This is a genomic window from Vibrio coralliirubri (assembly GCF_024347375.1).
GTDB lineage: Bacteria > Pseudomonadota > Gammaproteobacteria > Enterobacterales > Vibrionaceae > Vibrio > Vibrio coralliirubri.
Window position 1 is genome coordinate 397,938 of record NZ_AP025471.1, and the last position, 16,757, is coordinate 414,694.

Annotated in this window: 11 protein-coding genes; all 11 read right to left on the reverse strand. The window is 43.6% G+C overall.

Going from position 1 to position 16,757, the window contains the following annotated elements:
• Window positions 1-74: 74 nt before the first annotated feature.
• Window positions 75-1,805, reverse strand: coding sequence for a gamma-glutamyltransferase (gene ggt / locus OCV20_RS18415; RefSeq protein WP_086773919.1), 1,731 nt, complete (start codon window positions 1,803-1,805; stop codon window positions 75-77).
• Between the two features lie 261 nt (window positions 1,806-2,066).
• A complete protein-coding gene (locus tag OCV20_RS18420) occupies window positions 2,067-3,134 on the reverse strand; it encodes a sulfate ABC transporter permease (protein WP_086773918.1) in 1,068 nt (355 codons plus the stop codon).
• 1 nt (window position 3,135) lies between these two features.
• Window positions 3,136-3,612, reverse strand: coding sequence for a hypothetical protein (locus tag OCV20_RS18425; protein ID WP_086773917.1), 477 nt, complete (start codon window positions 3,610-3,612; stop codon window positions 3,136-3,138).
• Between the two features lie 9 nt (window positions 3,613-3,621).
• Window positions 3,622-6,837 carry a response regulator gene (locus tag OCV20_RS18430; protein ID WP_086773916.1) on the reverse strand — a complete coding sequence of 1,072 codons (3,216 nt, stop codon included), beginning with the start codon at window positions 6,835-6,837 and terminating at the stop codon, window positions 3,622-3,624.
• Window positions 6,838-7,050: 213 nt separating this feature from the next.
• Entirely contained in the window at window positions 7,051-7,425 is a 375-nt protein-coding gene (locus tag OCV20_RS18435) for a hypothetical protein (protein ID WP_050621561.1), read from the reverse strand.
• A gap of 108 nt (window positions 7,426-7,533) precedes the next feature.
• Window positions 7,534-9,672 (reverse strand): ATP-binding cassette domain-containing protein, encoded by a 2,139-nt coding sequence (locus OCV20_RS18440; protein ID WP_086773915.1) that lies wholly within the window; start codon window positions 9,670-9,672, stop codon window positions 7,534-7,536.
• Window positions 9,669-11,255, reverse strand: a complete 1,587-nt coding sequence (locus tag OCV20_RS18445) for an ABC transporter transmembrane domain-containing protein (protein WP_048613295.1) — start codon at window positions 11,253-11,255, stop codon at window positions 9,669-9,671. Before OCV20_RS18445 ends, OCV20_RS18440 begins: the two co-directional genes overlap by 4 nt.
• Window positions 11,245-12,669 (reverse strand): TolC family protein, encoded by a 1,425-nt coding sequence (locus tag OCV20_RS18450; protein ID WP_086773914.1) that lies wholly within the window; start codon window positions 12,667-12,669, stop codon window positions 11,245-11,247. The genes OCV20_RS18445 and OCV20_RS18450 overlap by 11 nt, the downstream gene beginning before the upstream one ends.
• A complete protein-coding gene (locus OCV20_RS18455) occupies window positions 12,644-14,875 on the reverse strand; it encodes an ATP-binding response regulator (RefSeq protein ID WP_086773913.1) in 2,232 nt (743 codons plus the stop codon). Before OCV20_RS18455 ends, OCV20_RS18450 begins: the two co-directional genes overlap by 26 nt.
• Before the next feature lie 3 nt (window positions 14,876-14,878).
• A complete protein-coding gene (locus OCV20_RS18460) occupies window positions 14,879-16,228 on the reverse strand; it encodes an HlyD family type I secretion periplasmic adaptor subunit (RefSeq protein WP_086773912.1) in 1,350 nt (449 codons plus the stop codon).
• A gap of 12 nt (window positions 16,229-16,240) precedes the next feature.
• The gene (locus OCV20_RS18465) at window positions 16,241-16,591 is read right to left on the reverse strand and encodes a hypothetical protein (protein WP_086773911.1); all 351 of its coding nucleotides are present in this window, start codon (window positions 16,589-16,591) and stop codon (window positions 16,241-16,243) included.
• Between the last annotated feature and the right edge of the window lie 166 nt (window positions 16,592-16,757).

Below are 16,757 nucleotides of genomic sequence, written 5' to 3' on the forward strand. Positions count from 1 at the left end.
TGAACCACTTAGATAAGGCTCAAGCGACTAAAGACAGAATAAGGGCAAGCCTATTACTTGCCCATTTAACTTTATTATTCACCCATAGAGCTTGATGCACGGCGTCTGTCGGTCGCGCCATAGATCTTGCCATCTTTGACTTCAATCGCGTTCAAGCCACTGACGACTGGAATGACATGCACCGGATAACCGAGCTGCATGAACTCTGGTACTAGCATTTCAGCATAGGTTTTCTTCTCGACCAACAAACCCGTTGGGTCATAAGGTTTGGTGCGGTCGATCTTGGTGCCGTATTGAATGTTTGGAAGGTCAATGGCTTCTTGCGCAGGCAGATCCCAATCTAAAACGCCAACTACGGTTTTTAACACGTACCCCGGAATTTGCGAGCTACCAGGAGAGCCGACAACTAAACGCAGGTCGTCTTTTTTATCCATAACCATTAACGGTGTGATAGCTGAACGAGGTCGCTTACCTGCTTCGATGGCGTTTTGAGTCGGTTTACCGTTTATGGTGGGTTTGGTGGAGAAGTTCGCCATTTGGGCATTAAGAATCACACCATCGACCATTACTCCTGAACCCATCCCTGTGCCGACGGTGCTGGTCATAGCTATGGCATTACCGTCTTTGTCGATAATGGATATGTGCCCGGTATCTTGGCTCTCAAAACCTTGGTACTGAGCGTAATCAGTATCGGATAGCTTACCTGCTTTCGGCTTTGTTTTCGCAATACCAGTCTCTGGAATGAGCTTACGTCGCTCATCGATGTAGGACTTGTCGAGTAGGGCAGCTACGGGCGTTTCAATGTAATCTGGATCGCCCGCATAAGCGATGCGATCGGCCTTGGCGATTCTCATGGCTTCGGTCATCAAGCGCCAAGGTTCAACATCGGTTTTAGACATGTCGGCTAAGTCATAGGCTTCCAACATTTCAAGGCTTTGAGCAACCATTACCCCACCAGAGGCTGGATAACCAAACGAGACAATCTTGTTGCCACGATAGTCGCTTTCGATAACTTCACGTTGTTTCACTTGGTACTGTTCAAAATCTTCGATTGAAAGTTTTGCATGGTCGGCATCGATTCGGCTGTTAACCGTTTCAACGATGTGCTTACCGAACTCGCCACCATAAAGGTACTTATCGCCTTGTTGAGCAATGTTGTTCAGAGTGTCGGCAAGCTTTGGGTTCTTCATCAATGTGCCGGTCGGTTTGATTTGGTCGTCATTCCAATACAGGGCTTCGATTTCTGGATCTTCAATCAATCGTTCTTGTTCACGAACCACGATGTCGTAGGTGTAGCTGTTCATCGCGTAGCCCTTGCTTGCCAGTTCAATTGCGGGTTGAACAAGCTCAGACCATGGCAGTTTTCCGTATTGTTGATGAGTGCTATAGAGCAAACGAAGTGTGCCGGGAACTGCTACAGAACGAGCCCCTAAAATCTCGTTTCGACTTAGCGCTTCTCCATTTTCCATGAACATATCTGGAGTAGCAGTTGAAGGGGCTTCATCTCGTCCATCAAGTGCGAGGAATTGATCTTTGTCTTTTTGGTAAAACAGCGCAAAAGTGCCGCCGCCAATCCCAGTCATATCCGGTTCAACCACAGACATTGTCATCTGCATCGCCACCATTGCATCGACTGCATTACCGCCTTTTTTGAGTATCGAATACCCAGTGCTGCTTACGTATGGATTCGTTGCACTTACCATAAACTCTTCGCCAGTTTCGTCTGGCGTAATTGGAAAAGGGTTTGGCTCAGCCGCGAAACCGACCGCTGAAACCAAACTTAAAGATAAAGTAGCTATTCGCATGCGTTCTCCGTTTAAGGTATCTGTTTATTCGCTTTTAGGTTGACCAATTTAAGGTAGTGAAGTTCGTGAGTTTACAGCCTTCTTACACAATGCTGACGGCTCTGACATTAGTGACTAAATCACCTAAATGTTTCTGAATTAAAGGATAGTTAAGAGCAATGTAATGGCTTGTTAAGCATGACAATTCAAAGACATAAAAAAGCCCAGACTGTTTGATTAGCTTGGGCTTTTGTTTCTATTGACGATGATTTTTACGCATGATTAGAAAACGAAACTCAACATGATGGTGTAAAGGACGGCATCTTTGTCATCAAAGGCACTTCGTGGATAGAACTCTTCGACAAACGCACCGTTTGCTTTGCGAGCTTCAAAATATTGCACTTCACCATTAATAGAGACATTTGGTAGCACATCGTAATCCACACCAATTAGGTAGCTGTTTCCTGTTAGGTGTTCGTGTGAATCAAACTCTGCCCCGTAAACGACGTATGGAGTGAATAAATCTAGTCTATAGCCCAAACTCGCGTACATCGAGGACGAGAAGTCACTGATCTGTCCTTCACTTGCAAGCACCGCTTGACCTAATTCATACTCAGCACCTAACGACCAAAGTTGGATGTGTTGGTTATCTGCTGTTGGGAGGGTACCAACGTTTTTAATCTTTACTGTTTGGTCAAAATTTGAATCTAGGAAAGATAAATTCCAACGATAATTTTCACCACTCAATTGAAGGTTGGCACCGAACATTCGATTGGTTTCAAATTCCAGCTCAGTACTCGAATTAAAGTCGACTTCGTTTTTGTCTTTTATACCGAAGAAGGGGGAGAGTAATAGCGTTGCTTCGTCACTGACATCATGAGTCCAACTCACTTTAATACCATTGAACGCAGTAATGCCTAAGACGGAATTGTATACCTCTGTTGGTGGCCTTGCTGTCATATAGGCTTGGCCCACATAGTAGTACTCAGAGGCAAGGAATAATGGTAGTCGTAATCGACCAACGCTGACATCAAAGTCATTAAATTCATAACCTAAGTAAGCCCACTCTAGCTGAGGCTCACTCCAATCATATTGGGGTGGCTTTACAACTTGCACGGAAGCTTTGAATGAATTGTAGAAGTAATCGAGTTGAACACCAAATGTGGTATCACAGTCGTAACAGCTCTCATCAGTAAAACCGCGGTTGATGATTAATGGATTATCGTTATCCGATGTTGCCCAAGACGTTGAGCCAAAGCCACTCAAGGATAAATTATCGGTAAGTTCGATATTCGCAAAAGCCGGAGAGGCCATTGAGGCACATAACACTGACGTAATTATTCTTTTCATATTATTTCTCCGAACTTATAACGTAGAGAACGTTGGCATTTTGAGGAACCGAAGAGAGTGGGGAGTAACCAATACGGTTTGGTTTGTCATCAAGCCAGTCCACTAAGCTGTCGGTTGATGCCGTTTTGATTTCTCTTGGATAACGCGCTTTTCCTGAAAAAGATAATCCAGCCCAATGTGCATTCATTTGAGCGGCATTTTTTCCAAGTAAAAGCTGATAAAATTGTTCTCTCTCGGCGCTGTTCTCAGGCCAGTCTGATAGTTCTACACGTTTGCCATTGAGGCGCTTGGTTTTTCCTCGGTATAGCTTTCTCGCTTTGTTTATCGATATCTCTTCAAACCCAGAGTCTAAAGAGAATATGGCGTAATCCTCTGCGGCATGAGCGGGGCTGAGAAGAAGTAAGCTTCCTAACAACCCTATCACTGCAGGTAGCAGCGCTCTGCACGAGAGTGTTTTAATTGTTTTGATCCATTCCATTGGTTTCTCCTAACAAGTCGCACTTTCTATTTGGTGGAACAGTTTTTCTTTTCTTACGGGCTTCGCTACGTACCCATCCATTCCGGAATCAAAGCACTTTTGAATATCATCATCGATAACACTGGCGGTTAACGCGATAATAGGAGTTTTGCTTAAGCCTTGGTTTTTCTCGTGTTCTCGAATCTCCTTAGTTGCGGTGAAACCGTCCATAACAGGCATCATGCAATCCATCAAAATAATGTCGAAGCTACTGTCGTTCTGGTACATATCAACGGCAATTTGTCCGTTATCTGCTATTTCAAAGGCGTAGCCGGCTTTTTTAAGCATCACTGAAGCGACTTTCTGGTTCACGCGATTATCTTCAACAAGCAATATCTTTTCTGATTTGCTCGGAATTGCGTTTTGTTCCGCTTCTTCAGGCAAAGTACGTTTTGTCGCAGCCCCGTTGATAATCGGAGTGACAGTTGCAGGTTGTGTCTTAGGTTGTGTCTTAGGTTGAGCTTTATAGGAAGCTGGTAGTGGCATAGCTTCGACCGCGGTGAGCACTTTCTCTTTAAGCATCTCGAACTTGAATGGCTTTGGTACATAGTCATCCATACCAACGTCGAAACATTTCTGAATATCGTCATCGATGACACTGGCGGTCAATGCAATGATAGGGATGCGTCGCGTCGCTTCTGTTTCTTTTTCAATTCTTCGGATGTTGCTTGTCGCATCAAAGCCATCCATAACCGGCATCATGCAATCCATGAGTATCGCCGCGTAATGAGGATTAGCGGTGAACATGTCGATAGCTTCTTGACCGTTATTCGCAAACTCGAATTCAAAACCACTCTTTCCTACATGAAGGCCCGCAATCTTTTGGTTGATCTTGTTGTCTTCAACGATAAGGATTTTGTGTTGGATCTCAACTTGTGGCTGGCTTGCCTCAGATAGTTCCGCCAAACCTCGTGTATCACAAAGCTCAATAGCTTTAATTAAACGCAAGCCGAGTAGGGGCTGTGCGACTTGTGCTGTAACGCTGTCACCAAGATCCGCTGGCTCACTTAAGAAGGAACGTATCAAACAGATTGTGATGCCGTTTTGGTGCAGCTTAGCTAAGTTATCTGCGTGGGTATTAGCTAGGAATGCGTCATCTTCGGCGAAAACGACAGTGATAGGTTTAGTGTGTTTTTGAGTGGAGAGCTGCTCTGTAATTGCCGTTATATCGTTCGTTTTATCGGTAACCTTCAAACCATAAAGGTTAAGGTCGGACTCGATTCGCTCGGAGAGCATGTTTTCGTTACCCAGCACATAAATATCAGCCATTGCTGCACTTGGTTTTGGCAGTATCAAGTCAACAGGCAATTCCAAGTCGAAGTAGAAACAACTCCCTTCACCTTTAACTGAGTCGAGTTGAATTTGACCACCCATCAGTTCAACCAACTGTGTACTGATGGCTAGACCAAGACCAGTACCACCAAATTGACGTGTGGTTGAATCGTCTTCTTGAGCGAAGGGTTCAAATATCTGTTTTTGTTGCTTTGAATCGATACCAATACCCGTGTCTCGTACAGCAAATCGAATGGTGGCATTGTTATCTGCTTTGTTGAGCGTTTGGATTGATAAGGTGACGCCACCTTCTGCAGTAAACTTCACCGCATTCGACATAAAGTTCATCAAGATTTGTCTTAAACGGTGATCGTCTATCATCACGCGTGCCGGTGTGTCTGGGCTGATATCTACGTTAATCGATATTTTTTGTTCTTTGGCTTTTGGTGCCACAATAGAGGCTATGTCGTAAATCGATTCTCGAATTGATGCTGAATGAGGGCTGATCAAGAGCATGCCAGATTCGATCTTAGAGAAGTCCAAAATGTCGTTAATAAGGCTTAATAGCAGTTGAGAAGAAGTCTCAATGGTATCGACATAATCGCGTTGTGTTGGTGTCAGCGGTGTATCAGACAAGATCTCAGAAATACCGATAACGCCATTCAATGGAGTACGAATCTCGTGTGACATGTTAGCCAAGAAGCTACTTTTGGCCTTACTGGCTTGTATCGCGTGATCTTTTGCTTCTTCAGCGTCTTCTTTAGCTCGCTCGGCGTCTTCTTTTGCTACCGTCAATCTCTCTTTCGCGAGTTCTCGTTCGATGGTCAATCGTTCAACTTGTTGAGCAAACAGACTGAGTTCATCTTTACCTTGGATTAATTTATCTAAAGAAGGGCGCGTGTCATCATTTTCGCTTTTTAAGAAGGCTAACACCAAATTTAGGTTGTTAGTGACTTGTCTGGCCAAGCTAAGGGTTAAACCCATAACAATCGCTGCCAACAAAGCGACGATTGAAATAAACAGGGTTCGCTGTATTTGCGCGTCATAGATGGCTTGCTCAACTTCTTGTTGAAACTCTTGCTTGATTACGCCGCCAAGGCTTTGTAATAAGTTGAGTCGAGCGCTCATCGCTTCTAAGCCAACAGACACTTCTTGTGGCGTCAGTTGGCTGATTGCATTTAGGTCGAGTAGCGCGCTTCTTATCTCTTGGCTTTGAGCAAACACATCATTTCGAAACACTTCAACCATCAAAGACACTTGATGTTCGTTGGCGTTCAATGAAACAAAGCGCTCTAAGAACAATTGTTGTCTTTCACTCAAGGTTTCGATTTGTTCTGCGAGTTCTGGGTCGTACTCTTGGCTGCTTTGGAATATCTCAATCAGTGAACTACCAAGCTTGAACTCTTCATTCGACCAAAACATCAACCACTCAAGTTGTTGAAGGGCAGTGAGGTGCTGTTGAATTTCACGTTTAGTGTTTTCAAAAGGGACCTTCTCTACTTCAAGTAGCAGTTGCTTGTATAAATCGCTCTGCCATTCGAGGGCATCCAATTTATCGTAAGTGTCAGTCGCTTGCATCGTCGATAAGGTCGCTTCGCTGAAATCGGCAACAAGTTGATTCATTTCATCAGATGCGTCTAAAAAAATGATGGGAGACAGGTTTTTTAGTTCTGCCTTTACTTGATTGCTTTGAGTCGCAAACTCTTCAGGGCTAGACGCCAAGGTACTTCTATACAAGACAGAAATATCTTGAAGATACACAGATAACTGATTGGTTCGTTCAAAATCGGTTAACTGAGTCGTTAATATATAAGCCTGTCTACCTGCTAGGAAGAGTAATAATGAAATGGGAAGTAGAACTAAGCCAAAGAGTTTATGTTTGACTGAAAGGTTATTCCAGACCGTAATTGCCATATAAGGATCCATCCAACTGTCGTTATATAAAAACAGTAGAATAAAAATTCCGATATGGAAACTTTGAAACGGTAAATTTTACGTAAGTGTGGGAGGGGTATAAGTTCTTGTGATTCCAGAGCTTATTTTGAAATGCGTTCTTTTATTAGTAATTTATAGCGTTTGGCAGTTTGTTTAATTTTATGCTTATTGATGAATAACTTAAAAAGCGTATTAATGAGGACGATTGTTATCGAGGCTTAATTCGAAAAGAAGTTGCTCTAAAACCGTTTTTGCAGAGGGTTCTAATGTCCAAATACCGAGCATTCTGTTTAGTGCAGCGCGATACACTCTGTTTTTGAGTAGGAAGGCGAGTGTGCTTGTATCGTTGTTAAAAACGTGTGTTTGTATGATTGTGAGCTCTGGTTTATTTGCGATTTCAATTTTCTGTAGGTTAAAAGCAGGCAGGAATGAACACTCGTACCAAATCTCAATGATCTCTCGAAGTTCGATTTCTTCTTCAGGCACGTCACAGCCCTGAAATATATGATTCTCAGGAATTGCGGATAAGTAAGCTACATCAAGCTTGTCTGCAACGAATGTGTACATTTTCTTCCTTGTTACCTGTGGTATTGGGGCGAATCATCTCTCTCACTTATTAATTTGTCAATTACATCCATTTCCCTAAATCGCGAATTGTGATTAAGCGTTGAGGTTTTAGCTTAAGCTGTTTAAGTATTTGTCTGTTAAGCCAAAATATTTCAAATTCCCATCCGGCTCTAACACTAAACTCATGTTTGATGTTGCGATCAAACCAGGGTCATTAGTCGAAAAAATCACGGTTTTATTCAACAATTTATCGGAGAACAGGCGATTAAAGTATTGAGCGTTTTCTTGCTCTGCACCGTTGAACGGTTCATCAATGATAATCAGAGATTGCTCACAGTTACCTAGGCCAAGTGCCAAACGCAATTTTTGTTGAATTCCATTCGGGAGACTTTTGCATTTATCCACGCTTAACTGAGTAGCCAAGCCTTCAGGAAGCCATTCATCTAATTCAAAGAAGCTGATCATCTCTTGCATCTTGTCTGTTGGAATCAGCCCGTTGTGTAGAATGAAGTTGGTCTCAAGTGAGCCTTCAAAAATATGTAAATTGAAAGGAATGTAGTTAATCGACGTGCGATAACGGTAGCTATTGAACTGTTTAATGTTGTAACCATCGACAGATACAGCGCCTTGATAGCGGTCTTCTAACCCAGCAATGATTGAGATTAAGGTGGTTTTGCCGCAGCCCGTAGGGCCACAAATGACCACTTTGGCACTGGGTGGCACTTTGAAACCAAGGTTGGTTAAGCCGGTCGCCGCTCCTGCATATCGGTGACTGACACCGCTGCCCACAATGCTGCCTTGGAACTGGCGAATAGGTGGGCTTTTTTCTAAGGTCAATTTGTCGTCATTCATCGACATCAGGTTGTTTATCTGTGCTGATGAAGCCTTGATCGATTGGAACTTGGAAATTGAGTTATAGATACCCATGATTGGGCCTAACGCTTTCCAAACCAAAATTACGGTCGCGAGCATGGCACCTGCATCAGAAGTGCCTTCCATCACGCCGATTACCGCGGTCACGATACTTGCTGTACCAATCACTTGAATCAAACTGCCGCCAGCGGCCTGAATCTTACTGTTCGTTACGGCAACGTTCTCTGCATCGCTGGTGCTTTGCATGTGCGATGCACTGAATCGAGATTGAACGACACGAAGTAAAGGTAGGCCTTGAATGGTCTTGATACCACGAAGGATTTCGTTCCATTGATACGAGACCATCGCATTGGCGCGCGAACTTTTGGATGTGGCTTGCGAGTAGATATAGCGCGAGTAAATACAGAACACTAGCATCAGTATTAAACCACCCATTACCACCAATGCCGCTGTACCAGACATCAGAGCTATGGCGATGATAAATACAATCACAAACGGCATATCAAAATAGCTGAGGGTTGATTCTGCAGTCACTAAGCGTCGGAAGGTATCGATATCTTTCAAACGTGCTAGCTGAGAAGAGACACCGGCAGTGGATGTCATCGCATAGGGTAGCCACAGTAGCTTAGATATAACGGCTTGCGAGATGTGCACGGCGAGATCTTTACCGGAAGTGGCAATGATGTTGACCCGCATTTTCTTAAAGAAGTATTCAGAGAAGCCGACAATGATGGCAAACAGAGTTAACCAATACAGTGTCGCCTCAGAACTCGAAGTGAGTGCGAAGTTATAAACACTCATAATAAAGAATGGCTGCAATGCACCTAGAATACTGATGACGAAACTCAGAATGATTAAGCTCTTTAGCTCGTTGTTATAGCGATAGAAAGCGTATTTAATCCAATTACTTCTGTCTTGCGATTCCGGCGGTGGTTCGCGGAACAGACGAGAGTACTCGCTAATAGAAATCAGCAAGCACGGCTTTTGACACATTGGATATTCAATAGTGTTGTTGTTCGTGTAATCAAACAGCAGCAATTTTCCATCTTTAGTACCTAAGAAGATCGCACTTAGATTCTCTATTTCAATAAAGCATGGGTGAGGGTGCTTATCGATATTCTCGAGTGTCTTTAGCTTAGTCACATCACAGCGATACCCAAGACGCTCGATGGTTGCCGTAAAACTGTCGCTGTCTTTTGGTTTAGGAATAAAAGCGTCACTGAGGATTGCGGGCGTACCTTCCCATTCTAATGCTATCAAGGTGTAAGCTAAGCCGCGAATCAGCGGCGACTGACCGTAACGTTCATCATAACCACTTGCTTCAAAGTCCAAAACTCGCTGCGGGACATTGTTGAAGTCAACTAGGATACTCATTGGTCACCTCCGGTAAGTTTTACGCGTTTGAGGCGATGGTTAAGCTTGTCCATTTTATTGCTGGCGATGATTAGGATTTTGTCATTGGCACGATAAGCCGTGCTGGTAAGAACCATTCGCGCGAATTCCTCATCAAACACACAGTCGATATCATCAAATATCAATACACGTTTACTGGCGAGCAGAGCGCGAACCAATAATAAGGCATAGCCAACTTGGCGTGAGAATGGGTTACGCATATGGCCTTTGAGTTCTGTATAAAAACCGGCAGGGAGTCCATCAATTTGAGCTTTGATGTTCATGGTTTCACACAGTGCAAACGCCGTGTTATTCAAGCTTGGGCGGAAACAGGTGAGGTTATCGATAATCGTCCCTTCTACGAACGAACTGGTCTTATCAACCATCAGAACACTGTTACGCCAAACGTTGTAATTGACGTCATCCAAAGGCGTGTCGTTAATCATGATATCGAGTTTGCTATCACTGTTCTGACGCGTAATACAGTTAGCGAGGTGGGTTTTACCTGAACCACTTTTCCCTGTCAGCAAATAGGCTTGTCCGAGTTCGAACTCGATGCGCTGCTTTTCAGAATACTTAACCGAAATACGTTCTACTTCTGTTGTTTCATGTTGGTGCTCGACAGAGGCTGCTAATTCAAGGAGATCAGCGATACGTTGGATATGGAGTTTGTTTAACTCCCAGCGGCTAGCGGTGCGCATTACTTGCTGGTAAGGCGCAAAATAACGGTTGGTTAGCATGATGATGGCGGCCATGATGCCTTGACTCGATTCCATATTGATTACTGCAGTCGCCAATACCACAACGACACAAGCAATGGAGAGCTGTTGGATGAGCGCCAATATTAGGCTGAAGTTCGATTCAATCTGCTCATATTTGATGTTCTCCACTTCGCGCTCTTCAACCATTTGTGTCATCAGGCTTTCAACTCGGTACTCCATGTTTCGAGCTTTGATATCAAGTGGGCTAGAGATGATCTCAATGATTTTGGAGGTGGTTAACCCTTCGATGTCTGACTTATTCTGTAAGCTACCAATCTTTTGTTTGGAAAGGCTCCACGCAAAAATAGCCAAGATGACAGAGGCAATCAGAAGGGTAATGCCAGCCCATATGTTGATGAGGCCGATGATGAGGATCGTTATCACACTGACGGCAAGGTTGATAAGCGCTCGAACCGATTCTCCACCAAAGAAGGTCTTAAGTTCAGGAATGGTTGAGATTCGTTCTAGGTATTCGCCCGGTTCTAAACGGCGGAATTTAGAGATCTCAGCCAAACAGATGGATTGAAATACCTTATTGGTTAAGTTGGTCTCAAACTGCCTCATGATGACAGAGGAAATCTTCTCTTCCTGATTTTTTAAGTGATAGTCGAGGAAGATAGAAATCAAGATAATCGCGAACAATAAGAACAGAGTATCTTGGGCTTGGTTGGGTAACACTCGGTCAAAAATGATCAGAATAGAGAAAGGCAGTACCAAGCCAAACAGGGTCGATATTATCGTTGAGAAAGTCAGATAACACTTATCTGCCATGTTGATCTTTTGCGAAAACTGCTCAGTTTGCATTGCGACCTCCTTTCCTCAATGACTCCGTTGAGAGAAGGTGTTTAGGCACCAAATCTTGATTGTCTCGTCCCTCAATATCGCTCATCAATTGCATGATGCTCTCTATCGATTGAATTGAGAGTATGCCTTTAGTTTGCTCAAGCTTGATGGTCTCGATGATGTAGTCGTATCGTGCGCTTTCATAGTCTCTCAAAGCGCTGAACAATTTACTTTCCGCCGCCAGCAAGTCGGTGATGGTACGCGTGCCTAATTGGTAGGCTCTTTGGATCCCTTTATAAGAGGCGTAGTTGGCGCGAATGATGTTTTCGTAACTGCTTATAGACTGCGAGAAATCGTTAATGTTGAGCACTGATGTATTCACACTGTTACGTGTGGTGTAAAGCGAATCTTGGTAAAGCAGCTCAGTACGTTCGATGGCCGTCGATGATTTTTGATAACCATAGTAATCAGAACCACCAGACAAGATAGGCACGGCGAGGTTTAAGCCAACACTGGTTGAGTTACTTTCACCTGTCGCTGTAATGTCGGTTTTATCGTAGTTATTGGCGTCATCGTGTCGATAGCTGGCTGAAAGCGACACGGTCGGTAAGAAATTCGAACCGCTCTCTTTCAAGCTTCTGCGGCTTCTTTCTACGTTTTTCTTTGCTACCAACAAGTCGTTATTCAGCTTTAATGCTTGATCCATAATTGCGCGTTGTTCGGTTTCGTTGATCTCTTTTAAAGGCACGCTTTCGTATATGTCTTGCGACGGAGTAATAGGGTATTGAATTTGAATAGAGAGCCCGTTGAGAATGACACGTCGATCTTTCTGCAAGGTTCTTAATCGGTTCGACACACCTTCTTTCTGAGCAATCACTTCGTACAGCTCACTGGCTGCGGTGTTACCCAGCTCTACATTGCGTCGCATTTGGTGTTCACGCGTTTCGGACGATTTAAGTTCAACCTTGGTCGCTTTAATTTGGGCGTTATTTTTCAAATACTCAAAGTATTGAGAACCGATTTCCGAAATGGTGCTTTGGACTTTGTTCTCGTGTTTAATCTCTTCAATATTGAAGTCGAGTTTTGCCGTCCCATATTTAAAAATGTCACCAAGATTGAATATGGATTGGGATAAAGAAAGACTGTAGCTATTTGAGTTATAGCTAGAGGTTTCATCGGGTACGCTCGATAGTAAGGTTTCATTCTCGTTCCATGTGGTATCGGCAGCACCATTGAGTGAAGGCAGAAATTTAGAGCGACTAATACCAATGTTGTACTCGTTTTCTTCCACGCCCTTATCACTCGCGCGAAGAGACAGGCTGTTTTGCAGGCCGAGTTCTACCGCCTCAAGCAGGGTAGTCGCCGATGCTGAAGGTGTCGTGCTGAATGCGAGTGCAGCTATGATGCTGCTAATTAAGTTTCTGTACCGCCACATACTTGTTGATCACCTTGATGATTTGGTCGCTTTTATAAGGTTTGCTGATCACGTAATCCATTCCGGCCTCAATACAAGCCTGGTGTTCGTTACTGCTGGTCAATGCGGTTGCACCTATGATGGTACAAGGGTTCTTCTCGTTTTCTTGTTCGAATTGGCGAATGCGTTTTGTTGCTTCGATGCCGCCCATACCCGGCATGATGCAATCCATGAAGATGATGTCAGAACGTTTATTCATGAAGTGCTTCACGGCATCGGCACCATCGCCAACGGTGTCTGGTTCATACTCTTGCTTGGTAAGAATTCGTTTCAGTAAGATCTGCTGAACTCGGTCATCCTCAACGATAAGGAATGAGCTGTTCTCCATCTGTTCTTCCGATGCTTCCGCTTCCATAATGGTGAGTAGGTTTGGAATGAACTCGTAAGGGATAGCAGGGGCGTTGATTATCTTGTCGACGAAGCTATGACACTCTTGTGCTTGCTGAGTGTTGGTCACTGACAACAGTAACTTGGTATTTGGGTGGTTCTTAAGTTGGGATTTGACCGTTTTACTCAACGACGGCAGCTTATTGGGTTCAAAGGTATCGGTCAGCATAATCGCATCGTATTCGCCGAACGTTTTCGCCGCTGAGAAAAGCTCATTTGCAGTGCGAATCTCGGTGATGTCTAGCCCCAAATTGCTGAGCATCTTCTTCATCACATCGATACGGATTTGAGTATTGGCACACAAGAGTAAACGCTTGCCATCAAAGCGCGTTTTCTCTGTGTGGAAGTTCTTAGCCTTAAGATCCAGTTCAATCTGGAAAAGTTCCTGAGCCCCTGACTGGAACCAGTGACTCTCGTAATATCCGTAATCCTTCAGAACGCTTTTCGCTAAGTCATCTGTGCTGGCTGTATGGTCTTTGTGGGCGCTCCAGTGGAGTTTGTTGAGCTTGGCAACAGAGACATCCAGCGTTGATAAGAAGTTGAGGTTGATAGTGACACGGGTATTTTCCATGTCTGACGCCGCACCCGATTCAATCGTTACAAACAGTTTCTTATTTGATTTGAGTTGAATGGCATTGGAAAGCTGCAGGAACAATATCCAGAACAAGCTGGTGGATTGACCTTCTACGCGATTGGGTAAGTTGTCAGAGATAAAGCAGTCAAGTTCGCCTTCATTTCGTTGAATTTTGGCGCTGATATGAATCATCAATTCCGACAGTACGTTAAGTAATGAAAATTCTTTCGATTTACTTTCCGTACCCTGTGAAATCAAGCGATTATAGTTTTCTGCTAACTCAGATAAAGTGCTACATGCAGAGGTAATATCCTTTGCCATCAATACGCCGTTTTCATCGGTTTCTTGAACCAGATATTGGACACCACCGTTGATGGTATTGGTGATTCCGCGAATCTCATAACCTATTAATGCATACAGCTGTTTGTAGAGATCGTTATTGCGTTTTTGGTCTTCCAATTTACCGAAGATTAGCTTCAAGTGAGAGTAGATCTGGCGTTGCTTAGGATTGATGCTCACTTCGTTAAGAAGCTCTTCAAGCCGTTGTAAATCGAGCTGCTTCAGCTCTTGATACAGGGCATCGAATTCATAGTCGATTTCGCGTTCGTTAGAACTGGATTTCTTCAGCTTCAACATAGCAACTGAGTTGGATAAAATCGTAATTACAGCCAATATTACGACCACCATAAACAACCAGATAAAGAACTCGTTTTTCTCAGACATTAAGTCATTCGCATGGTTGTTAAACATGGTGCGATAGTTGTCGTCCATCTGCAGATAGTTATTGGTCAATGAAAGGTACAAGCCTAATACGTCGTTACGTGTTTTTGGGCTATCGGAGAAACGATTAATCGCCAATTCCAGTTGTGTGTATTCAGTTGCCCCAACCAAGCTGAACTCGGTTTTGTTCAAAGAGGCTAAAGAGCGAAATTCATCAATTTCACGCTTCAAGTTAACTAGGTTGAATTCGTTAGTACCGCAAGTGTTGGTACTTAAGCACTGCTGCAGAGTTTGAATATCTTGTTCTATGGTCTGATTAAGTTTCTGGGCTTGTATGAGCAGTGGGGCGCTTTGCACTTGTGCGACTGAGTCTATTTTTGACCAAGAAAAGTATAAATAGAAAGCGAGCGCAGCCAATACCACGCTAAATAGTATGCTTAGACGTAGAGCGGGTACGGAAATATTGTACGAAGGTTTACCGCTCATTGATTATCTCTCATCGAAAGCATCCTCGATGGCTGACATCACAGGTTTCGCAGCGTATTCGATCACGCGACGCGAGCCTGTTTTCACATCGGCGGTAAACTCCATGTAAGGTGATAACTTGTATTGAGTGCCTCCTCGCTCAAGAAAGTTTCGGTCAATTTCAATCTCTGCTAAATAGAATTCAGCGTCTTCTTCTTCGTATGATGAACGGCTGATTGAGGCGATGGTTCCCTCAACAAACCCGTATTTTGCAAAGTTATAGGTATCCATTTTCACTTTCACTGCCTGACCAATTTCGACAAATCCCATGTCTTTACGTGGGATCTTCGCTTCACCGTGAAGGGAGTTATTGATCGGTGCGATATCGGCGATACTTTCTCCTGGCGGAATCACAGCAGAACGGAAATTGAAGTGAAGTTTGTCGACCACACCATCGACTGGCGAGTAGACGACTAGGCGATCAACCTTGTCGGAATGCTGCGGTTGTAAGATTCGCTTCAGCTTGAGGTCTTTATTCGCTTGAATGATTTGCGCTTGATACTCAGAGTTTCTGTTCTCAACCAAGTCACGGTGTTGCTTTTCAAGCTTGTCGAGTTGGAAGCGCTCATTCATCACCGATTCGTCAAGGTTCTCAATCTCACGCACCATATTCGACTCTTGTACTTTCATGTTAAGAACGTCGACATAAGACGCCATCTCTTCTTTATAGAGGGTGTTTTTGATGTTGAGCTGCTTACGTATCAGAGAGAGTTGATTCTCTGAACTTTTGCGACGCTTTAACATTGAACTGATTAATGAGTTCTTGTGCTTAATATCGTGAGTGATGAGTTCTTCATTTGAACGGTTTTTAGAGAACTCTTGCCTCCAGGTATTCATGTTGACGTGAACTTGCTCAGGGTATTTCTCAATGAAGGCGTCGAAGTTAGGTTCTACCATATCGCGTAAGCTTTCATAACGAATCTTATCGAGCTCTATCTGAATAATTTCAGTATTCACGGTATCAAGTTGAGTGTTGCGGTCGAGTGAGCGTATTCGAGCGATAGGTTGGCCCTCATATACGACTTCACCTTTCCTGACTAACAATTCTTCTAATATCCCGCCTTCTAAATGTTGAACTTTCTCAACATCCGATTCCAATAGCAGTTCGCCACGTACAGAAACAACAATGTCGATACGTGCTTGTGACGCCACCGCAATAGCGACCAAAGCGAGCAAGAATATAATGAGCAACGTTTTGTGAACGCTGGTCATGGCACTAGCAAGCACAATAGTGTCATCAGCTGTGACCTTAGAAGCCTCGTTATTGGAAACAAGTGCTTTTCTGAGGTGATGTTCTATTTGGTTATTGCTCATGACTGACCTCGGTTACTTGCCATCTATTACTTCCTTAATATCCAACAAGTGGTTGATTTGTCGATTGACGTTGTGCAATTCAGTTTTTACATCCTCTATTAGATCTTCCGGCGCAGGGAACTCGTGTTTGCTCAAGTGTTCCAATTTGGCCATTTTGGGCGGAAGGTCTTGGTCGCAAAGCAACGTTAAGATGGTCTTCAACTTTTTTGAGTAACTATTGAGTTCATCAAAACGATTACTGTTATGAAGCTCTTCTATGTTTAGGGCTGCGTCAGAAAAGTCATTGTAAAAGTCGCCTAATAGCAATTGCAGCCCTTTGTGGTTGTTGTCGACCGAGCGCAACAAATTCGTCATGTCTATCATCGCTCCACTGCCTTAATTGCTTTAATCACAATAACTAAGGATCTTTAAAGGCAGTTTTCAAATTTTTTTTGATTCTTTCTCTTTAAAAAGAAATTATGAAAAATGTTGTATAAAAAATTGGTTTTTCAAAATGATGTCCTTTAATGCTTCTAAATACGATCAGTTA